Below are 17,750 nucleotides of genomic sequence, written 5' to 3' on the forward strand. Positions count from 1 at the left end.
TGATTATGTTTAAACCTATAAAGGTTGTATTTTGTTTTTCTTCCATTTTGTTCTGCGCGCAGCAAGCGTATAGTCAACAGTCTAAATCTATTTCTGGGTTTGTTAGGGACAGTATCAGCGGTGAGAATATCATTGGCGCCGTCATACGAAACGATACAGAGAAAAAATCCACCGCTTCAAATAAATATGGTTTTTTTAGTTTGTCTGTCCGTGATGCCGGCAAAGGGATGGAAGTATCATCTGTAGGCTATCGAACGAAAGCATTTTCTGTCCACCTTGACAAGGACTCCACTTATATTATTCAGTTGGTACCTGAGGAAAATCAGCTCGCTGAGGTTACCGTAACCGGAAATAGGCGCAAATCAATAAAGGATCTAACCCCAGGGTTGACACAATTTAGCCCTAAGGAAATCGAAAAAGTCCCCGTACTATTTGGAGAAAAGGATATTCTCAAGACCATTCAGCTATTTCCGGGAGTAACCAGTGGGGGGGAAGGAAGCAGCAATTTTTATGTGCGTGGCGGCGGTGGCGACCAAAATCTGATTTTGCTGGATGAGGCTCCTGTCTATAACAGTTCCCATTTGTTCGGTTTTTTCTCGACCTTTAATTCCGATGCGATCAAAGACGTGAATTTCTACAAAGGAGGTGTTCCAGCCCAATATGGTGGCAAAATATCATCGGTGATGGAAATTACCACCTTGGACGGAAACAACCAGCATTTCAATGTAGAAGGTGGCTTGGGTCTTATTGCTTCGCGTCTTAAATTGGAAGGGCCGATTCAAAAAGGCAAGAGCTCATTTATGATCTCCGGTAGACGTACCTATGCCGATCTTTTCTTAAAGCTTTCAAGTGATGAGAATATTAAGAAGAGCGCGCTCTTTTTTTATGACCTCAATGCAAAATTAAATTATCGTATCAATGATAAGAATACACTTTACTTGTCTGGATATTTCGGCAAGGATGCGATGGCTTATCATGATTTGTTTGATTTCAATTGGGGAAATGCGACTGGAACGATGCGCTGGAACCATGTGTGGAGCAATAGGTTGTTTAGCAATACTACGCTTATTTTTAGCAAATTCAATTATCAGGTTAAGATTGAGGATGATAACAACTTTAAAATCCGTTCAGACATCTTTAATTATAATTTTAAACAAGATTTTCAATACAATCTTTCGGACCGTCACAATCTAAAATTTGGATTGCAGGCAGCCTTGCAGGAAATCCGACCGGCAAGTATCGAAGCGGGGGAAGATTCGAAGGTGAATTCATTGCAAATTCAACATCGCAAGGGTGCTGATGTTGCTGCTTATCTGACCGATGACTGGTCTATTAATGATCGTTTAAAATTAAACTATGGATTGAGGGCATCTGCTTACGCAACATTGGGGCCGGGGACATTTTATACTTTCGATCCTGCAGGTGAGGCCGTAGATTCTACCTATGTGGGAAATGGCAAGTTGGGTAAAAAGTACTTCTATCTGGAACCTCGCGTTTCCTTAAACTACGCTATCAATGATTTAACGACGTTAAAGGCTTCTTTTAATACCAATGTTCAGTACCTGCATCAATTGAGCAATACAACCAGTAGTCTTCCTACAGATCAATATGTGCTGAGCAATAATACGATTAAGCCCCAGCTATCCAATCAGTATTCGCTGGGTTACTTTCGAAATTTTGCATCCAACAGATATGAATTTTCCGTCGAAGGTTATTATCGAGATTTAAAGAACCAGATTGACTATAGGAATGGTGCCGATCTACAGGCAAATGAATTGCTGGAAGGAGAATTGCTGTTTGGAAAAGGTAGAGCGTACGGCATTGAATGGTTTCTGAAAAAGAGACTGGGACGATTTAGCGGCTGGCTGAGTTATACCTTATCCAAAAGTGAGCGCCAATTTGAACAAATCAATGATGGCGCATGGTTTAGTGCACGGCAGGATAAAACGCATAATATAGCCATCGTAGCGCAGTATCAATTAAATCCGAAGTGGAATTTAAGTGCCAATTTCGTCTACTATACAGGAGACGCTGTAACGATGCCTGCGGGGAAATATTTTGTTGACGATCGTACGATCTTCTATTACGATAAAAGAAATGGGCAGCGGATGCCTGCTTATCACCGCCTGGATTTGGCAGCAACTTATGATATTAAGCGGACAAAGAATAGCTACTCGAGCTTGTCGTTTGGTCTCTATAACGCCTATAATCGAAAAAATGCTTATTTGATCGACTTTAGAGAAAAAGAAGGACAATCCAACGTCACCGAGATTTATCGGATAGCATTATTTGGGACGATACCATCGATTACTTGGAATTTTAAATTTTAGCAAAGAATGAAGAAGATATTAGGAGTTATAGCTGTTGCATTATTTACTTTAGGGGGCTGCGAGGACAAAATAGATTTGGAACTGCCCGAAAATACAGGTCAATTGGTTATTACCGCAGATTTGATGGTTTCGGATCAACAACATGAGATTAGTATACAGAAGGTTGTGAGCATTAAAGACTCTCTATTTTCTCCGATAACAGATGCGGAGGTGAGCGTTAAGAATATGCAAAATAATCGCACTTATACGTTTCAAGCAGGGGCTGATGGGCTGTATACCAATAAGACATTACGGTTACAGGAGAAGGTCACTTACCAGTTACAGGTAAAGACCGCTGATGGAAGGGAGATCCAAGGGGTATCAACGGTTCCCAGCTATGTGGATGTGGATTCTATAGGGCTTTCAGAGCGAATTATTTTTACTGACACGATTTACTATCCGACCCTCGTATTTATCGATCCACCGGAAAAAGGCAACTATTATAAGTATAAAATGTCAGTCAATGGGGGTAAACTACGTTTTATTGATGTCTTTAACGATAAGTATAACAATGGCTTAGAGGTGCAGCATGATATTGTCGACCGCGATAGAGATTTGAAAGTAGGTGATCGCGTGCGTATCCTACGTCAATGTATCGATGTAGGGGCGTACAATTACTGGAATAGTTTTCAAATGATTAATCCCGGTTCGGCTTCACCATCGAATCCGATTTCAAATTTAAGCAACAATGCACTGGGGTATTTCAGTGCTAGTGTAGGCAAATATTACGAATCTGAGGTAACGTTTGCTAGAAGTAAACCTTAATCTATTCTCGAAAGCTGATAGTGATTTTTTAATAAAAACTCTATTGTTTTAGGTAGAACATATTCGACACGAGGAATGGCTTTGATATTATCATGAAAAATAATAACAGAGCCATTTTTAATGTTGGGCAGAACGTTTTCCAGGCATTTCTGGGGACTTAAATTCGGATCAAAATCACCCGACATAATATCCCACATGATCACTCGGTATTTTTTATAAATTTGACGGAGTTGGGATTTTGTTGCTCGGGCATAAGGCGGACGAAAAAGATCGTTTTGGGTCAGTTCCTGGCATTTCGCAACATTTGCCAAATACTGCTCATCATTTGTTTCCCAGCCTTTGAGGTGGTTGTAGGTATGGTTGCCCACCTGATGCCCTTCATCTAAAATTCGTTGAAACAAATGTGGATTTTTTTTAATATTTTCACCAACACAAAAAAATGTTGCCTTTGCCTGATATTTTTTTAGGATATCGAGTATAAAAGGTGTAATTTCAGGAATTGGACCATCGTCAAAAGTAAGATAGACTTTTTTTTCATGACGTGGCATATTCCATATTGATTTGGGATATAGCCATCTAAGGAAAAATGGAGATTTGACAAAATACATAACCGATAAATGAAGTTCAAATCTAAAAAAAAATGTATGGTTCTACATATGGACATGAAAAGATTTTATTATTCTGCAGTAGTATTTACTGGGTTATTTCTAGGAACTAATGATTTGGTTCAAGCCCAACAGGTTGTGGGTGTGGCAGAAGCCATTCGTATAACATTGGAACGGAACGTACAAATAAAGCAAGCTGCATTGAACAAAGATCTTGCCGAGCAGGACTTGTTTCAGGCAAAAAGTAATTTATTGCCAAACCTGAGTGCTAGCGTGGATCAAAGTTTTCGTTATGGCTTTGGCTTCGATTTAACTTCCGGACGAATCGTCAATAACACCTGGACAAAAGGAACCAGTGGCTCGGTGGGATCGAGTGTCAATTTATTTCAGGGCTTTCAACAGATCAATCAGATCAAAGCGAATAAATTGCAACTGGAGTCTACGGCGACTCAGGTGGATAAGATCAAGAATGACCTTGTGCTCAATGTGTTGGTTAATTATTTGGAAGCTATTACCAATCATGAGATGATGGTTGCGAGTGAAGACCAGATCGCTTTGTCGAAACAGCAATTTTCATTGGACTCTATTCAGTTTGCGGTTGGTAATAAAACAATTGCCGATCTTGCCAAATCAAAAAATCAGGTTGCTACAAATGAATTGAACAAAGTTAATTTGAAAAATTCATACGAAATGTCTTTGTTGACCTTGAAGCAGTTGATGGAAATGCCTCCTGAAACGCCTATTTCCTTGGAGCGTCCAAGCTTGGAATCTATATTGGTTCATGCAGTGGATAAAAATGCGGTAGATGTTTACCAGAAAGCGCTCACATTGCAGCCTGATATTCACAAATCTGCATTGGATAAAGAGGTCGCATTGAAACAAATCGATATTGCAAAGGGGGGCTATTATCCCACACTCAATTTGAATGTGAATTATGGAACGAATTACTCGTCTGCAACAACAAGGCAAACAGATCCATTGGATCCTGCCACTCTTTTTAGAGTGCCTTTTGGCCAGCAGATATCGGATAATAAGTCTTTTTTTACCGGTTTATCTCTTGCTATTCCAATTTTTTCAAGAAATCAGAATAAAGTAAATGTGGCAAAGGCAAAGATCGGTTTGAAACAGGCTGAAGCCTCCGAGCAATTGGCAAAAAATAACTTAAACAAGGCCGTTAATCAGGCTGTATTGGACGTGAATGCGGCCAAACAACGCTATAGCTCGGCTACCGTAGCATTTGAAAGTGCTGAAACAGCATTTAAGGCGACAAAAGAGCGTTACGATATTGGTATGGCGAATTCATTGGAGCTGTTTACTGCTCAAACGGAACGAAATAAGGCCGAATTTGACCTTATTCAAGCAAAATATAATGTAATATTCAGATCAAAGATCATCGATTATTACCTCGGAAATCCAATTCAATTCGATAACAATTAACCTATTTGATTTAACAAAAGAAATGGCAAAGAAAAAACGTAGCATTGGAAAAATTATATTAATAATAGTAGTGCTCTTGGTAGTCCTTGGTTTTATAGGTTTTAAAGCAGGCTGGTTTGGCAAAGGAGAGATTACCAAAGTCGCGGTGGATGTAGTAAAAGAGACTGATGTTGATGAATTAGTTTCTGCAAGTGGGAAGATTCAGCCTGAGGTGGAGGTCAAACTGAGTTCGGAGGTGTCTGGAGAGGTTGTTGAGCTTAACATTAAAGAAGGTGATTTTGTAAAAAAAGGACAAGTACTCTGTCGGATCAAACCAGATATTTTGCAGTCTGGTTATGATCGCTCTGTTGCAGCAATGAATTCACAGCGGGCCAATTTAGCCGCTGCACAACAGCAATTAAAACAACAGGAAGAAAACTTCAAAAATGTGGCTGCTACCTATAAACGGAATCAGGAACTTTTTGAAAAACGTGTTATTTCTGCCTCAGAAATGGATAAAAGTTCGGCAGAATATCATGCAGCACAGGCTTCTATCCAAGCACAAAGAGAGACTGTACGTTCTACAAGATATGGTATTGACCAATCGCAGGCATCAGTAAAAGAAGCACAGGACAATTTAAATCGGACGACAATTTACGCGCCATCAGATGGCATCATTTCTCTCTTGTCTATTGAAAAGGGTGAGCGTGTGGTTGGAACAGCGCAGATGGCGGGTACAGAAATTATGCGTATCGCCAATATGAGTTCGATGGAGGTTAATGTCGATGTAAATGAAAATGATATTAACAATGTAAGAGTAGGGAATCAAGCTGAGATTGAAGTCGATGCTTTTAAGGACAGAAAGTTTAAAGGTGTTGTGACCGAAATCGCCAGCTCGTCTAAAAATATCGCAACGACAACTACAGCGACATCATCGACAGATCAGGTGACAAATTTTAATGTGAAAGTTCGCATCAGCGCAGAATCGTATCAAGACTTGATGAAAGAGAATGTGGCATCACCATTTAAACCGGGTCTGTCTGCAACAGTTCAGATATTTACAAAACACGATAAAGGACTGGTTGTACCGATTCAATCAGTAACCGTGCGCTCTGATGATAAAGACTCTACAACTACAAATAAAAAAGTTGATGAATATGTGTTTGTCCTAAAAGATAAAATAGTTGAGCAGGTTTTGGTGAAGACAGGCATTCAGGATGATAAAAATATCATTGTTACCTCGGGACTGAAAAAAGGGGACGAGGTCGTTTCTAGACCATTTGATGCGATTTCCAAAACCTTAAAAGACGGTAGTCAAGTTGAAAAAGTTGATAAGTCAAAGTTATAAATCTCTTTGTAGATAATAATTAATAAAAAGGGAATTGTTTTTTAATAATTCCCTTTTTATTTTCCTTATAATTTATTAAATTTAAACAACCCAATTGTTAGCGGCTTATGAAAAGGCTATTGGCTTATTTTAAATTTAGTAAAACAGAACAAAATGGATTTTTCATTATTTTGGTGATTATCGTTTTGTTTGCGACGATTTATACGCTGATTAAACGTAATACGAGAGATCCTATTCCAAATCAGGCCAAACTTTTTGAACAGTCCTTTCACGATTCTATAGAGATTTCCAGTACACCCAACAAACAGGAGTTTAATAGCCCCTATGTGAATAAAAACGAAAGTGTTGTGTCCATCTCGCCGACTACAGATTTAGATGATGAAAAGCTATTTTATTTTGATCCAAATAATTTACCTCACGCTGATTGGCATAAGTTGGGACTTTCTGATAAACAGATTGCAGTACTGAAAAATTATGAAAAAAAAGGGGGGCGATTTAAAATAAAAACCGATCTGAAGAAAATTTACTCTATTAATGAGCGACTTTACAAGAGATTAGAGCCTTACATCCAAATAAAAACAATTCCCGATTCGGAACGAACAAAACAACAAGATAGAGCGTCTTTGCTTTATGATAAATTTGAAAGAAATAAAGCTGAACTTATCGATATTAATACCTGTGATACCACGGCACTAATCAGTCTTAAAGGGATAGGTTCGATTCTATCCAAACGCATTTTGAAATATAAAGATGTTCTTGGTGGTTTCTATCGTATAGAACAGTTAAAGGAGGTTTATGGAGTTACGGCTGAAACGTATGATCTGATTAAAGACTATATTGTTGTGGCTAATTTAGATGGAATCAAAAAAATCAATATTAATAAAGTTGATGCAAATTCATTGGCTAAACATCCGTATCTTAGCCCTAAAGATGCGAAACTAATCGTCAATTATCGGGATCAACATGGAAGTTATGTCAATATAGAAGATTTGACAAAAATAGGAACACTTTCAGATCTTGCGATTGCGAAGATTGCGCCTTATTTAATATTTGAGAATGATTCAAGATAAATTGAAACTGGAAATCCGGGATATTGTGGATTTTCCTAAACCTGGTATTGTCTTTAAAGATATTACCCCTTTGTTGAAAGATGCGGCATTGTGTAGCGAAATGGTTGATGCGATTATTGATCAATTGCAAGGAATAGAGATAGATGCTATTGCTGGAATTGAGAGCCGGGGTTTTCTATTTGGATTTTTACTTGCCAATAGGCTGGGCTTGCCTTTTATTCCAATTCGAAAACAAGGTAAATTACCTTTTAAGACCGTGTCTGAATCTTATGCACTGGAATACGGCCAAGCAACGATTGAAATCCATGAAGATGCTTTTGAAAAAGGAAGCCGCATATTGGTACACGACGACCTTTTAGCAACAGGGGGTACCGTCGTTGCTGCCAGTAAACTTATTGAAAGACTTGGTGGCGAGATCGTCGCTTATAGTTTTATCATCTCTTTAGACTTCCTAAAGGCGAAAGGAAGATTATCCAGGTTCAGTGATAATATCTTTTCATTGGTAAGTTATTAATTTAAAAATATACGATTTAGAGCATTTCACATGATACTTTTTGCAAACGCTAAACTAAACATTGGACTGCAAGTAATTGCCAAGCGTACGGATGGTTATCATGAGCTGAACAGTGTTTTTTATCCACTTCCAATTTACGATATTATCGAATTATTGGATACGACTGTTGCAGAGACAACACTAAATATTCAGGGGGAACGTATCCCAGGAAATCTCCGTGATAACCTTTGTATAAGAGCTTTTGAATTGTTGGAAAAAGATTATGGCATTCCGCCCGTTTCAATTGATTTGATCAAACAAATTCCGATCGGAGCAGGCTTGGGCGGCGGTTCTGCCGACGCGTCTTTTGTTTTGAAAGGGCTCAATACACTCTTTCAATTGAATCTTACAGAAGAGCAACTAGCGGGGTATGCTGCAAAGCTAGGAGCCGATTGTCCTTTTTTTATCGCAAATAATCCTGTTTTTGCAACAGGCATTGGGACTGATTTTAAAGACTTAACTCTAAATTTGGATGGCTACCATATTGCAGTCATTATGCCCAATATTCATATTTCTACGGCTGAAGCTTATGCTGGTGTACAACCTAAGGTACCCGAAGTTAATTTGGAAGAAGCGATTCGTTTGCCCATCCAAGAATGGAAGTTTCATATTCGAAATGATTTTGAGGATGGTATTTTCGAGAATTACCCATTGTTGAAAGAAATTAAAGAAACTTTATATCAAAAAGGAGCGATTTACGCTTCTATGTCAGGTTCCGGAGCGGCTATTTATGGCATATTTTGGGAAAAAACAGATTTAAGCGCACTTGCAAAATATGGAAAGATCTATCATCCAACCAAGCTGTAAGAGTAATATCGGTTACTAAAAAAGCATTATGTATATCTGTCCAAACAGGTATACATAATGCTTTTTTTAGTATGTTATTAATATTCTTCTTCCACTTGATAGTTTATGAGTTCGCGAGCCTCATTTAAAACCTTTTCTTTCCGTTCTTTTGTTAAGTTTAGAAGATCCAATTTTTCGGGATTACTGACGATATCTTTCACTAAAATAAGCTGATTTTTGAGCAGTTGTTGTTCCTCAAGGTCTGAAAGAGTTGTTAGACAAGTGACTGGATAGAAAACTGCTTTATCTACTCTTTTTTTAATGCTATTTTCTTTGGGGTAATCCCAAGAGAGCAGGTTGATATTATAATATTTAGCAAAATCAATCGAGTCGGAAGTGAAGTAAGCATTGGTAATCAGCCAGCCTTCTTGAAACTGCAGCTGCTTTCCAAAAAACTGATAATTGATATTGCTGATATCTTTGAATCTTGAAAGATAATACATCGGCGTTGTTACGGATATTTTAGCGTCAATATCGTTTCGAAATTTGCACTCCGCGGTAATCAGTTTACCGTCCTTATAGGCTACAACGTCCAATTCATGCGAAACAGCATACCCCTGTACGGTCTGTCCCGTGGTGCTTTCATAGCCGATGGATCGCAATAGGTGAGCAATGTATTTTTCGAAGTAGAAGCCTTCAGGGCCGAGTTCACGCAGGGCTTTCTTAAGGCTGTAACGTGCGGCGAAGGAATTTCGTACTGTTTTTAAAGTATCAAAGGCCAGCTGATAGAGCTCTCTTGTTGAAATACCATCATATATTTCGTTGAGTACCTTATCGTAGACCTGATTAACCTGGTCGGCATTGGCACCGGAACGAGAAAGCGAATGGCGTAGCGATTCACCATTAAAGGGTACCAATTCACCAGAATATTTTTTGATTTGCATGTATTTCTAATTTCTTAAATACGAATATAAGAGATGTCGTCGGAGAAACAACATAAAAAACTATTATTCTATTCCTAAACTTTTTTAGGACACCATTTGTTTATAACATGTACGATAAATAAAATAGAGATAATTATGAGTAACCTACTAAACTTTGCATTTGATAAGATAAAAACGAAGATCGAAGACGATTGTATCGAAGAAAATATTGGCACCTCTGAGCGTGTTTTGTCGGTGATTGCCGGCGGATTCATATTGGGCTTGGGTGTTAAAAAACTGTTTAAATCCCCACTTACTGGATTGTCTGGACTAACCCTTGGTGGAGCTTTGATCTATCGTGGCGTAACCGGCCATTGTGATGTTAAGAAAGTATTAGAAGATAAGGATATCAAAAAAGTAGAGGTGATTGAGCATCGTTATTTTGTTAAATAGTAAGCCTTGTATCCCTAGCTTAATGTAAAAGTGTTTTTAGTGGAGGCTTCTAGGGGTCTACTTGACAACAATGAGGTACTTACTTCGCCCTGTGAGCGGGGTTCGACTACGGTGAGAGCACAGTGACTGTACAATAAAAAGGTGGACTCAACGTGGACTCATGGTGGACTCACTGTGCTTACAAGGCGAATTTGGTAATAGCTCGTCCACTAGGTGGGGCATAGTTTTGACAATAGAAAGGGAGATGATTAAAACATAAAAATGGCGAACACTTTTGAAGTGTTCGCCTCTTTTTTATGTTCACCCGTTTGGCTAGCTGTGATGCCTATACGTTAAAACGGAAGTGCATGATATCGCCATCTTGGACAATATATGTTTTTCCTTCCACTGATAATTTTCCAGCTTCTTTTACTGCATTTTCAGAGCCAAGCGTGACGAAATCGTCATACTTGATTACTTCAGCGCGGATAAATCCTTTTTCGAAATCTGTGTGGATGACACCTGCAGCCTGAGGGGCTGTAAATCCATTCTCAATCGTCCAGGCACGAACTTCCTGTACGCCAGCGGTAAAGTAAGTCGCCAGATTTAAAAGCGAATAAGCAGCGCGGATCAGCTTGTGAACGCCAGATTCCGCTAAGCCAAGGTCATCTAAAAACATTTTACGTTCTTCGTAGCTTTCCAGTTGTGCAATTTCGGACTCGATCTGTGCAGAAATAATCAATACTTCGGCTTTTTCGTCCTTTACAGCTTCTTTAACACGTTCGACATAAGCGTTTCCGGTGTTGACAGATCCCTCATCTACATTACATACATAAAGTACAGGTTTGGCGGTCAATAATGCTAAATCCTGAATAAACTCAAAATCTTCAGCATCAATTGCTGCAGTCCGTGCAGATTTGCCAGCCTCAAGATGGTCTTTAACGATCGATAGGATGTCAAATGTTCTTTTTGCCTCTTTGTCACCGCCTGTTTTAGCCATTTTTTCAACCTTTTGGATACGTTTTACAACAGTGTCCAAATCCTTAAGCTGTAATTCGGTGTCAATGATTTCTTTATCTCTGATCGGGTCTACCGAACCATCAACGTGGATCACGTTTCCGTCGTCAAAACATCTTAAAACGTGAATAATAGCATTGGTTGTACGAATATTTCCTAAGAATTGGTTGCCTAAGCCTTCACCTTTCGAAGCTCCTTTTACAAGACCTGCGATGTCGACGATCTCGATTGTATTTGGGACAACGCGTTGCGGGTTGACTAATTCAGCTAATTTATTGAGACGGGCATCCGGTACGGTAATTACCCCAACATTTGGTTCAATTGTACAAAATGGAAAGTTAGCCGCTTGCGCTTTCGCGTTCGACAAACAGTTAAATAATGTTGATTTACCAACGTTTGGTAAACCTACGATACCGCATTGTAAAGCCATATATAGTGCAAATTTTTGAAATTGCACAAAGATAGAAAATTCACTGTAATTTTTAGCTATCTTGTCGAATGGTTCATTGGTACAAAATTGAACATGCCGATTTTCTGAAAAATCAGGGCATCAGCGAACATAAATTCGGTGGGAAAATTATTTGTATAACGTGGTTTGAAGACAAACTCTATGCTTTCTCCCGAAAATGCCCCCATGCTGGAGCACCACTGAAAAATGGCTGGTGTGAACGTGGAAAAGTAATCTGTCCTTTTCATCGCCATGAATTTGATCTAATTTCAGGAAGAGGTAATCCAGAGCAGCATGATTTTATTGCTATTTACCCCGTAAAATTCGAAGATAAAGACTATTATGTTGGTCTGGAAATAGGGTTTTGGCAACGTTTATTTGCTTAGAAAGTAACGAAAGTATCATATCTCACCGCGTGAATCGTATATCTAATGAGTAAATAAGTATATTTGCTATCGAAAACAAATTAAAGACATGCAGGGGAAAAAGATTGGTATAATTGGTAGCGGAAGTTGGGCTACTGCTATGATCAAGATGCTATGTGAAAATGACCAAGACAAGCATATTTTTTGGTGGGTAAGAAAGGAAGAAGATGCAGAATATATTCAAAAATTCAAACACAACCCGACTTACCTGAGTAGTGTTTCGGTTGATCTTAGTATTACGACGATTGATACCGATGCAAAAAATATAATTACTAATTCGGACATTGTCATTTTAAATACGCCTGCAGCTTATTTGAAGGACGCACTGGCGAATGTTACGAAGGAAGATTTTAGAAATAAAATTGTTGTTTCGGCCATTAAGGGGATTATTCCCAAAGATAATTTGATCATCGGTGAGTTTTTGGAGCAACGATATGAGGTAGATATTGAACAGATCTGTGTGGTTGGTGGCCCATGTCATGCGGAGGAAGTTGCCTTAGGCAAATTGTCTTATTTAACTTTCGGCTGTAAAAACCTGGATAGTGCAGCATTGGTCGCTTCATTTCTATCGTCAAGGGTCATTAAGACGATTCTGTCGGAAGATGTCCTAGGGATAGAATTTGGTGCAGTATTGAAAAATATATATGCGTTAGCTGGTGGTATTTGCCATGGCTTAGGTTACGGTGATAATTTTCAAGCAGTGTTGGTATCCAATGCAATTCGCGAAATGCGTCGTTTTGTAGGTAAAGTGGACGGTGATACTTCCAGGGATGTGAATACTTCGGCTTACTTAGGGGATCTTTTGGTAACAGCCTATTCTCAATTCAGCCGAAATAGAACCTTTGGAAATATGATCGGAAAGGGGTACAGCGTACAATCTGCCCAATTGGAAATGAATATGGTGGCAGAAGGGTATTACGCTTCGGCATGTATTCAGGAATATGCAAAGAAATATGCAGTGGAATTACCTATATGCGATGCCGTGCACCAAATTTTGTATGAACACCTTCCTGCATCTAAAATTATTCAAGCATTGAGCGAAAAATTAACATAATAAAGTAGCAATAGAGTAGATGATAACAAAAGAAGCGATTGCTTTAGCTTATAAAGAAATTCAGGACGAAATATGTCAGGCGTTGGAGAAATTAGATGGATCGGCGCGCTTTGAAGAAGAATTGTGGGAACGTGAAGGTGGCGGCGGAGGTCGTACCAGGATCATTCAGAATGGTCAAATTTTGGAAAAAGGAGGTGTTAACTTTTCGTCTGTCTATGGCAAATTACCCGAAGCGATTAAAAAATCATTTGCTGTAGAAGAAGATGATTTTTTTGCGACAGGAGTATCCATCGTCATTCATCCAAATAATCCATTAGTCCCTATTATACACATGAATATCCGCTATTTTGAGCTAAACGATCAGATTCGTTGGTTTGGTGGTGGAATCGATTTAACGCCCCATTATGTCAATGAAGAAGATGCCAGCTATTTTCATCAGCAGCTGAAAGATGTATGTGATCGGCATGATGCTACATTCTATGAAAAGTTTAAAAATTGGGCGGATGATTATTTTTATATCAGACACCGCGAGGAAACACGGGGAATAGGAGGTGTATTTTACGATAAGTTGAATACTGAAAAAACAGGGATGAGCATGGAAGATATTTTTGCTTTTTCGTGTGATCTTGGCCGTACGTTTGCACCAACCTACACCGCTTTGGTCGAGAAAAATCGACATAAAGACTTTACTGATCAACAAAAAAATTGGCAATTAATCCGCCGCGGACGCTACGTCGAATTTAACTTGGTATGGGACTCGGGGACTAAATTTGGACTTGAAACGAATGGTCGAATTGAGTCGATACTGATGAGTCTACCTGGCCAGGCCAATTGGGTGTATGATTATCGTCCTGAAGAAGGCTCAGAAGAAGCCAAAACCTTAGCTTTACTACGAAAAGGTATAAACTGGATTTAAAAACATCGAAGAAAAATCAGATGGTTTCTTATCAAAAATTTACGTTAGAAAACGGCCTGCGTGTATTGGTACACGAGGATCATAATACGGCCATGGCTTGTGTCAATATCTTGTATGATGTGGGCGCAAGAGATGAGTCTCCGGAACAGACCGGATTTGCACACTTATTTGAACACCTGATGTTTGGTGGAAGTATCAATATTCCGAACTTCGATACCGAATTGCAAAAAGTAGGTGGTGAAAATAATGCATTCACTAGCAACGACATCACAAATTACTACATCACCTTACCTTCTTCAAATCTCGAAACAGCATTGTGGCTTGAGTCGGATCGGATGTTAAGTCTGGCGTTTTCAGCACAGAGCCTTGAGGTGCAACGAAATGTCGTGAGCGAAGAGTTCAAACAGCGTTATTTGAATCAACCTTATGGCGATGCATGGCTAAAATTGCGTCCATTAGCTTATCAGGTACATCCTTATCGTTGGGCGACCATCGGAAAAGAGTTAAGCCATATTGAAGAAGCTAAAATGGAAGATGTAAAAGCTTTCTTCAAATTACATTATAATCCACAGAGTGCAATTATGGTTGTTTCGGGAGATGTACATTTTGAAGAAGTAAAGGCTTTGACCCAAAAGTGGTTTGGCGATATTGAAGCTGGCGAAAAATACAATCGTCAATTGCCTAAAGAGCCGGCGCAAGAGGAGATAAGGCGTGAGACTACTTGGGCAGAAGTGCCTCTAGATGCACTTTACATGGCATTTCATGGCCCCGCAAGATTGGAAGAAGGGTATTTCGCAATGGACCTTTTGTCGGATATTTTATCAAGAGGATCCTCCTCACGTTTGTATCGTCGATTGGTAAAAGAGGGGCAGTTATTTAGTGAAATAAACGCCTATGTCATGGGAAGTATTGACAATAACCTCTTTGTCATTGAAGGAAAACCATCGGAAGGCATCTCGCTAGAAGAAGCTGAACGTGCAGTCTGGGCCGAATTGGAGGTTATAAAATCCGAGTTAGTACCAGTAGCCGAATTAGATAAGGTAAAGAATAAGATCGAATCGACAAATGTTTTTGCGGAACTATCTATTTTGGATAAAGCCATGAACTTGGCTTTCCATGAGTTGCTGGGTGATGCAGATGGTATTAACACGGAGGTCTCAAAATATTTGTCGGTGAGTGCGGAGGAAGTTCAACAGCAAGCTCAGGCTATTTTTAGACCGGAGAATGCTTCTATATTAATGTATAAATCAAAAGAAGAGGAGGCTGTACATGTTGGATAGAACAAAAGCACCTGAGTTCCGTGAAATTGGAAATATAAGTTTGAAAGAGCCAATCAAGAAGCAGTTTGCAAACGGATTGCCTGTCTATGTTTTCCAGTCGCCCGAGCAAGAGCTGGTGCGGATAGAATGGATCTTTGAGAATACCTATCTTGATGGACAGGTTGAAAACCCGTTGTTAAATAGTGCTTTAAGCGCCTTACTTAAAGAGGGGACAAATACCATGTCCAGTGCAGAGATCGCAGATAAAGTAGATTTCTATGGTGCATTTCTTGTCCCTGAATATTCTTTTGACGTAACTTCTTTGTCGCTTTATACATTGAACAGGCACAGTCAGGTCCTCTTGCCGCTTGTAAAAGATATTCTGACAGAGGCATCTATTCCGCAACAGGAGTTAGATACCTATTTGCGTAATAACAAGCAAAAGTTTCAAGTTTCTATTCAAAAAAATGATTATCTGGCGCGACGTAAATTCTATAACTTGATCTTCGGTAAGAATAATCGTTACGGGCGTACACCAAAACTGGAAGATTATGATGCGATTACACGTGCGCAGTTGATCGAATTGTACCAACAGGAAATTGTTCCTAGTAACTGTACCTTAATTGTTTCAGGTAATGTTTCGGGTGAGCTATTGCAAGAGCTGGAACAAATTTTTGGCGTAGATTGGAAGGGAGCAGCTATTCACTCTTCTTTGGATGGGCCTGTTTTGGCACAAGGATCTAATGATCTGGTTTACGAAGAAAAAGAAAATGCATTGCAGTCAGCCATTCGTTTAGGTTGCCAGACAATTGGAAGGACACATCCTGATTATCCTGCACTACAGTTTGTCAATACTTTATTAGGTGGTTTTTTTGGTTCCCGTCTGATGCGCAATATTCGTGAAGAAAAAGGGTATACCTATAGTATTGGTTCGGCAGTCGCAACCTTGAAGCATACTGGTTTTATGACTATTGTAACCGAAGTCGGGGTAGATGTAACACATGCAACCTTGACAGAAATAGAAAAGGAGATCAATTTGTTGAAAACAACATTGGCCTCCGAGGAAGACGTGAATCTCGTTAAAACCTATATGGAAGGTTCTATGTTGGGTTCATTGGAAAGTATCTTTTCGCATGCGGACAAGTTTAAAAGTGTTTTGTTAAATGGGATGACATTAACGTATTATTCCTATTATATGGAACAGATCAGAAACATGTCGCCAGAGAAGGTGCGTGATCTTGCCAATAAATACCTGGACTTTGATGCAATGGTGAAAGTTGTTGTTGGGAAAATCAGTCAAGCAGAATCAGTTCATCAGGCGGTTGTAAATTAAATTTCTTAGACTACAAAAATCGAATACTACTTTGTATTTTTGGTTTTTGATAAAAAAGTGTATTATCCAGCATGGAATTAAAATTAAAAAGACCATTGGTATTTTTCGATTTGGAAACTACAGGTGTTAATGTGGCGACCGATCGTATTGTCGAAGTATCATTTTTGAAAGTGATGCCCAATGGTGAAGAAACAGTCTATACAAAGAAGATCAATCCAGAAGTGCCTATTCCCGCGGAATCCTCTTTTTTTCATGGTATTTATGATGAAGATGTGAAGGATGCTCCTAATTTTAAAGCAATTGCAGTGGAGCTTGCGGCTTTTATTGAGAATGGAGATCTGGCGGGATATAATTCCAATAAATTCGATGTCCCTATGCTTATGGAAGAGTTTTTGCGGGCGGGTGTTGATTTTTCATTGGAAGGAAGAGCATTTGTAGATGTTCAGAACATTTTCCATCAAATGGAACAACGAACGTTAAAAGCGGCATACAAGTTTTACTGCAATGAAAATCTTGAAAATGCACATACGGCTGAAGCTGATGTTCGCGCAACATATGAAGTATTAAAAGCACAGTTGACGAAATATGAAGGGGCAGCATTTGAAGATAAACATGGTGTCGTATCTTATCCAGTAGTGAACGACGTCGAGGCTCTTCATGCGTTTACCAACCTAAGCAAACCGGTAGATTTTGCCGGGCGTCTCGTATATAATGCGGAAGGATTGGAAACGATCAATTTTGGTAAACATAAAGGAAAACCTATTATCGAAGTATTTGAGCAGGAGCCTAGTTACTACGCTTGGATGCAGAATGGTGATTTTCCATTGTATACCAAGAAGGTCTTAGAGAATATCTGGAATCGGTATAAAAAGGAAAAGAGTGAGCAAAAAGCAAAAGCAGCTGCAGCCACCCATTCTGTAGAAGATAAAAAACTTGCGAAAAAGGAATTCAATCAGCAAAAAGAAGAAGCGCCGCAGAACATTTCTTTAGATATGTTGAAAGGATTGCAAGATAAATTTAAAAAATAACTT

17 protein-coding genes are annotated in these 17,750 nt (G+C 39.1%); 14 read left to right on the plus strand and 3 right to left on the minus strand.

The window, feature by feature from the left end:
* Positions 1-5: 5 nt before the first annotated feature.
* Both M2419_RS09720 and M2419_RS09725 read left to right on the plus strand, forming a co-directional pair.
* Entirely contained in the window at positions 6-2,330 is a 2,325-nt protein-coding gene (locus tag M2419_RS09720) for a TonB-dependent receptor (protein WP_259254886.1), read from the plus strand.
* A gap of 6 nt (positions 2,331-2,336) precedes the next feature.
* Complete coding sequence (locus tag M2419_RS09725; protein WP_259254887.1) at positions 2,337-3,134, plus strand: DUF4249 domain-containing protein; 798 nt, start codon at positions 2,337-2,339, stop codon at positions 3,132-3,134.
* Here the strand turns inward: M2419_RS09725 and M2419_RS09730 are convergent.
* Positions 3,131-3,682, minus strand: a complete 552-nt coding sequence (locus tag M2419_RS09730) for a polysaccharide deacetylase family protein (protein WP_310441500.1) — start codon at positions 3,680-3,682, stop codon at positions 3,131-3,133. The genes M2419_RS09725 and M2419_RS09730 overlap by 4 nt on opposite strands.
* Positions 3,683-3,796: 114 nt before the next feature.
* On the opposite strand from M2419_RS09730, the gene M2419_RS09735 reads away from it, so the two are divergent.
* The 5 genes from M2419_RS09735 to ispE all read left to right on the plus strand — a co-directional run bounded on the left by M2419_RS09735 (position 3,797) and on the right by ispE (position 8,933).
* Positions 3,797-5,176 carry a TolC family protein gene (locus M2419_RS09735; protein ID WP_182332185.1) on the plus strand — a complete coding sequence of 460 codons (1,380 nt, stop codon included), beginning with the start codon at positions 3,797-3,799 and terminating at the stop codon, positions 5,174-5,176.
* 22 nt (positions 5,177-5,198) lie between these two features.
* The gene (locus tag M2419_RS09740) at positions 5,199-6,503 is read left to right on the plus strand and encodes an efflux RND transporter periplasmic adaptor subunit (RefSeq protein WP_153845891.1); all 1,305 of its coding nucleotides are present in this window, start codon (positions 5,199-5,201) and stop codon (positions 6,501-6,503) included.
* Between the two features lie 107 nt (positions 6,504-6,610).
* Entirely contained in the window at positions 6,611-7,573 is a 963-nt protein-coding gene (locus tag M2419_RS09745; RefSeq protein WP_259254889.1) for a helix-hairpin-helix domain-containing protein, read from the plus strand.
* Positions 7,560-8,087: an adenine phosphoribosyltransferase gene (locus M2419_RS09750; RefSeq protein ID WP_046676245.1), complete on the plus strand. Its 528-nt coding sequence runs from the start codon at positions 7,560-7,562 to the stop codon at positions 8,085-8,087. The genes M2419_RS09745 and M2419_RS09750 overlap by 14 nt, the downstream gene beginning before the upstream one ends.
* Positions 8,088-8,117: 30 nt before the next feature.
* Positions 8,118-8,933, plus strand: coding sequence for a 4-(cytidine 5'-diphospho)-2-C-methyl-D-erythritol kinase (gene ispE, locus M2419_RS09755; RefSeq protein ID WP_259254890.1), 816 nt, complete (start codon positions 8,118-8,120; stop codon positions 8,931-8,933).
* A gap of 77 nt (positions 8,934-9,010) precedes the next feature.
* Here ispE and M2419_RS09760 read toward each other — a convergent pair whose 3' ends face one another.
* Entirely contained in the window at positions 9,011-9,856 is an 846-nt protein-coding gene (locus tag M2419_RS09760; RefSeq protein ID WP_259254892.1) for an ATP cone domain-containing protein, read from the minus strand.
* A gap of 135 nt (positions 9,857-9,991) precedes the next feature.
* Between M2419_RS09760 and M2419_RS09765 the strand changes: the two genes are divergently transcribed.
* Entirely contained in the window at positions 9,992-10,288 is a 297-nt protein-coding gene (locus tag M2419_RS09765) for a DUF2892 domain-containing protein (RefSeq protein WP_046676248.1), read from the plus strand.
* A 325-nt stretch (positions 10,289-10,613) separates the two neighbouring features.
* Here the strand turns inward: M2419_RS09765 and ychF are convergent, their stop codons facing one another.
* Positions 10,614-11,714, minus strand: a complete 1,101-nt coding sequence (gene ychF / locus M2419_RS09770; RefSeq protein WP_153845895.1) for a redox-regulated ATPase YchF — start codon at positions 11,712-11,714, stop codon at positions 10,614-10,616.
* Between the two features lie 68 nt (positions 11,715-11,782).
* Between ychF and M2419_RS09775 the strand changes: the two genes are divergently transcribed.
* The 6 genes from M2419_RS09775 to M2419_RS09800 all read left to right on the plus strand — a co-directional run bounded on the left by M2419_RS09775 (position 11,783) and on the right by M2419_RS09800 (position 17,747).
* The gene (locus tag M2419_RS09775; protein WP_153845896.1) at positions 11,783-12,118 is read left to right on the plus strand and encodes a Rieske (2Fe-2S) protein; all 336 of its coding nucleotides are present in this window, start codon (positions 11,783-11,785) and stop codon (positions 12,116-12,118) included.
* A gap of 88 nt (positions 12,119-12,206) precedes the next feature.
* The gene (locus tag M2419_RS09780) at positions 12,207-13,211 is read left to right on the plus strand and encodes an NAD(P)H-dependent glycerol-3-phosphate dehydrogenase (protein ID WP_153845897.1); all 1,005 of its coding nucleotides are present in this window, start codon (positions 12,207-12,209) and stop codon (positions 13,209-13,211) included.
* Between the two features lie 19 nt (positions 13,212-13,230).
* The gene (hemF, locus tag M2419_RS09785) at positions 13,231-14,127 is read left to right on the plus strand and encodes an oxygen-dependent coproporphyrinogen oxidase (protein ID WP_153845898.1); all 897 of its coding nucleotides are present in this window, start codon (positions 13,231-13,233) and stop codon (positions 14,125-14,127) included.
* Between the two features lie 20 nt (positions 14,128-14,147).
* Positions 14,148-15,407, plus strand: a complete 1,260-nt coding sequence (locus tag M2419_RS09790) for a pitrilysin family protein (RefSeq protein WP_153845899.1) — start codon at positions 14,148-14,150, stop codon at positions 15,405-15,407.
* A complete protein-coding gene (locus M2419_RS09795; RefSeq protein WP_159726877.1) occupies positions 15,397-16,719 on the plus strand; it encodes a pitrilysin family protein in 1,323 nt (440 codons plus the stop codon). Before M2419_RS09790 ends, M2419_RS09795 begins: the two co-directional genes overlap by 11 nt.
* 71 nt (positions 16,720-16,790) lie before the next feature.
* Positions 16,791-17,747 (plus strand): 3'-5' exonuclease, encoded by a 957-nt coding sequence (locus tag M2419_RS09800; RefSeq protein ID WP_153845901.1) that lies wholly within the window; start codon positions 16,791-16,793, stop codon positions 17,745-17,747.
* The last annotated feature ends 3 nt before the right edge of the window (positions 17,748-17,750 follow it).

The sequence above is a fragment of the Sphingobacterium sp. BIGb0116 genome (genome assembly GCF_024808035.1).
In the GTDB taxonomy this organism is placed as follows: Bacteria; Bacteroidota; Bacteroidia; order Sphingobacteriales; family Sphingobacteriaceae; genus Sphingobacterium; species Sphingobacterium paramultivorum.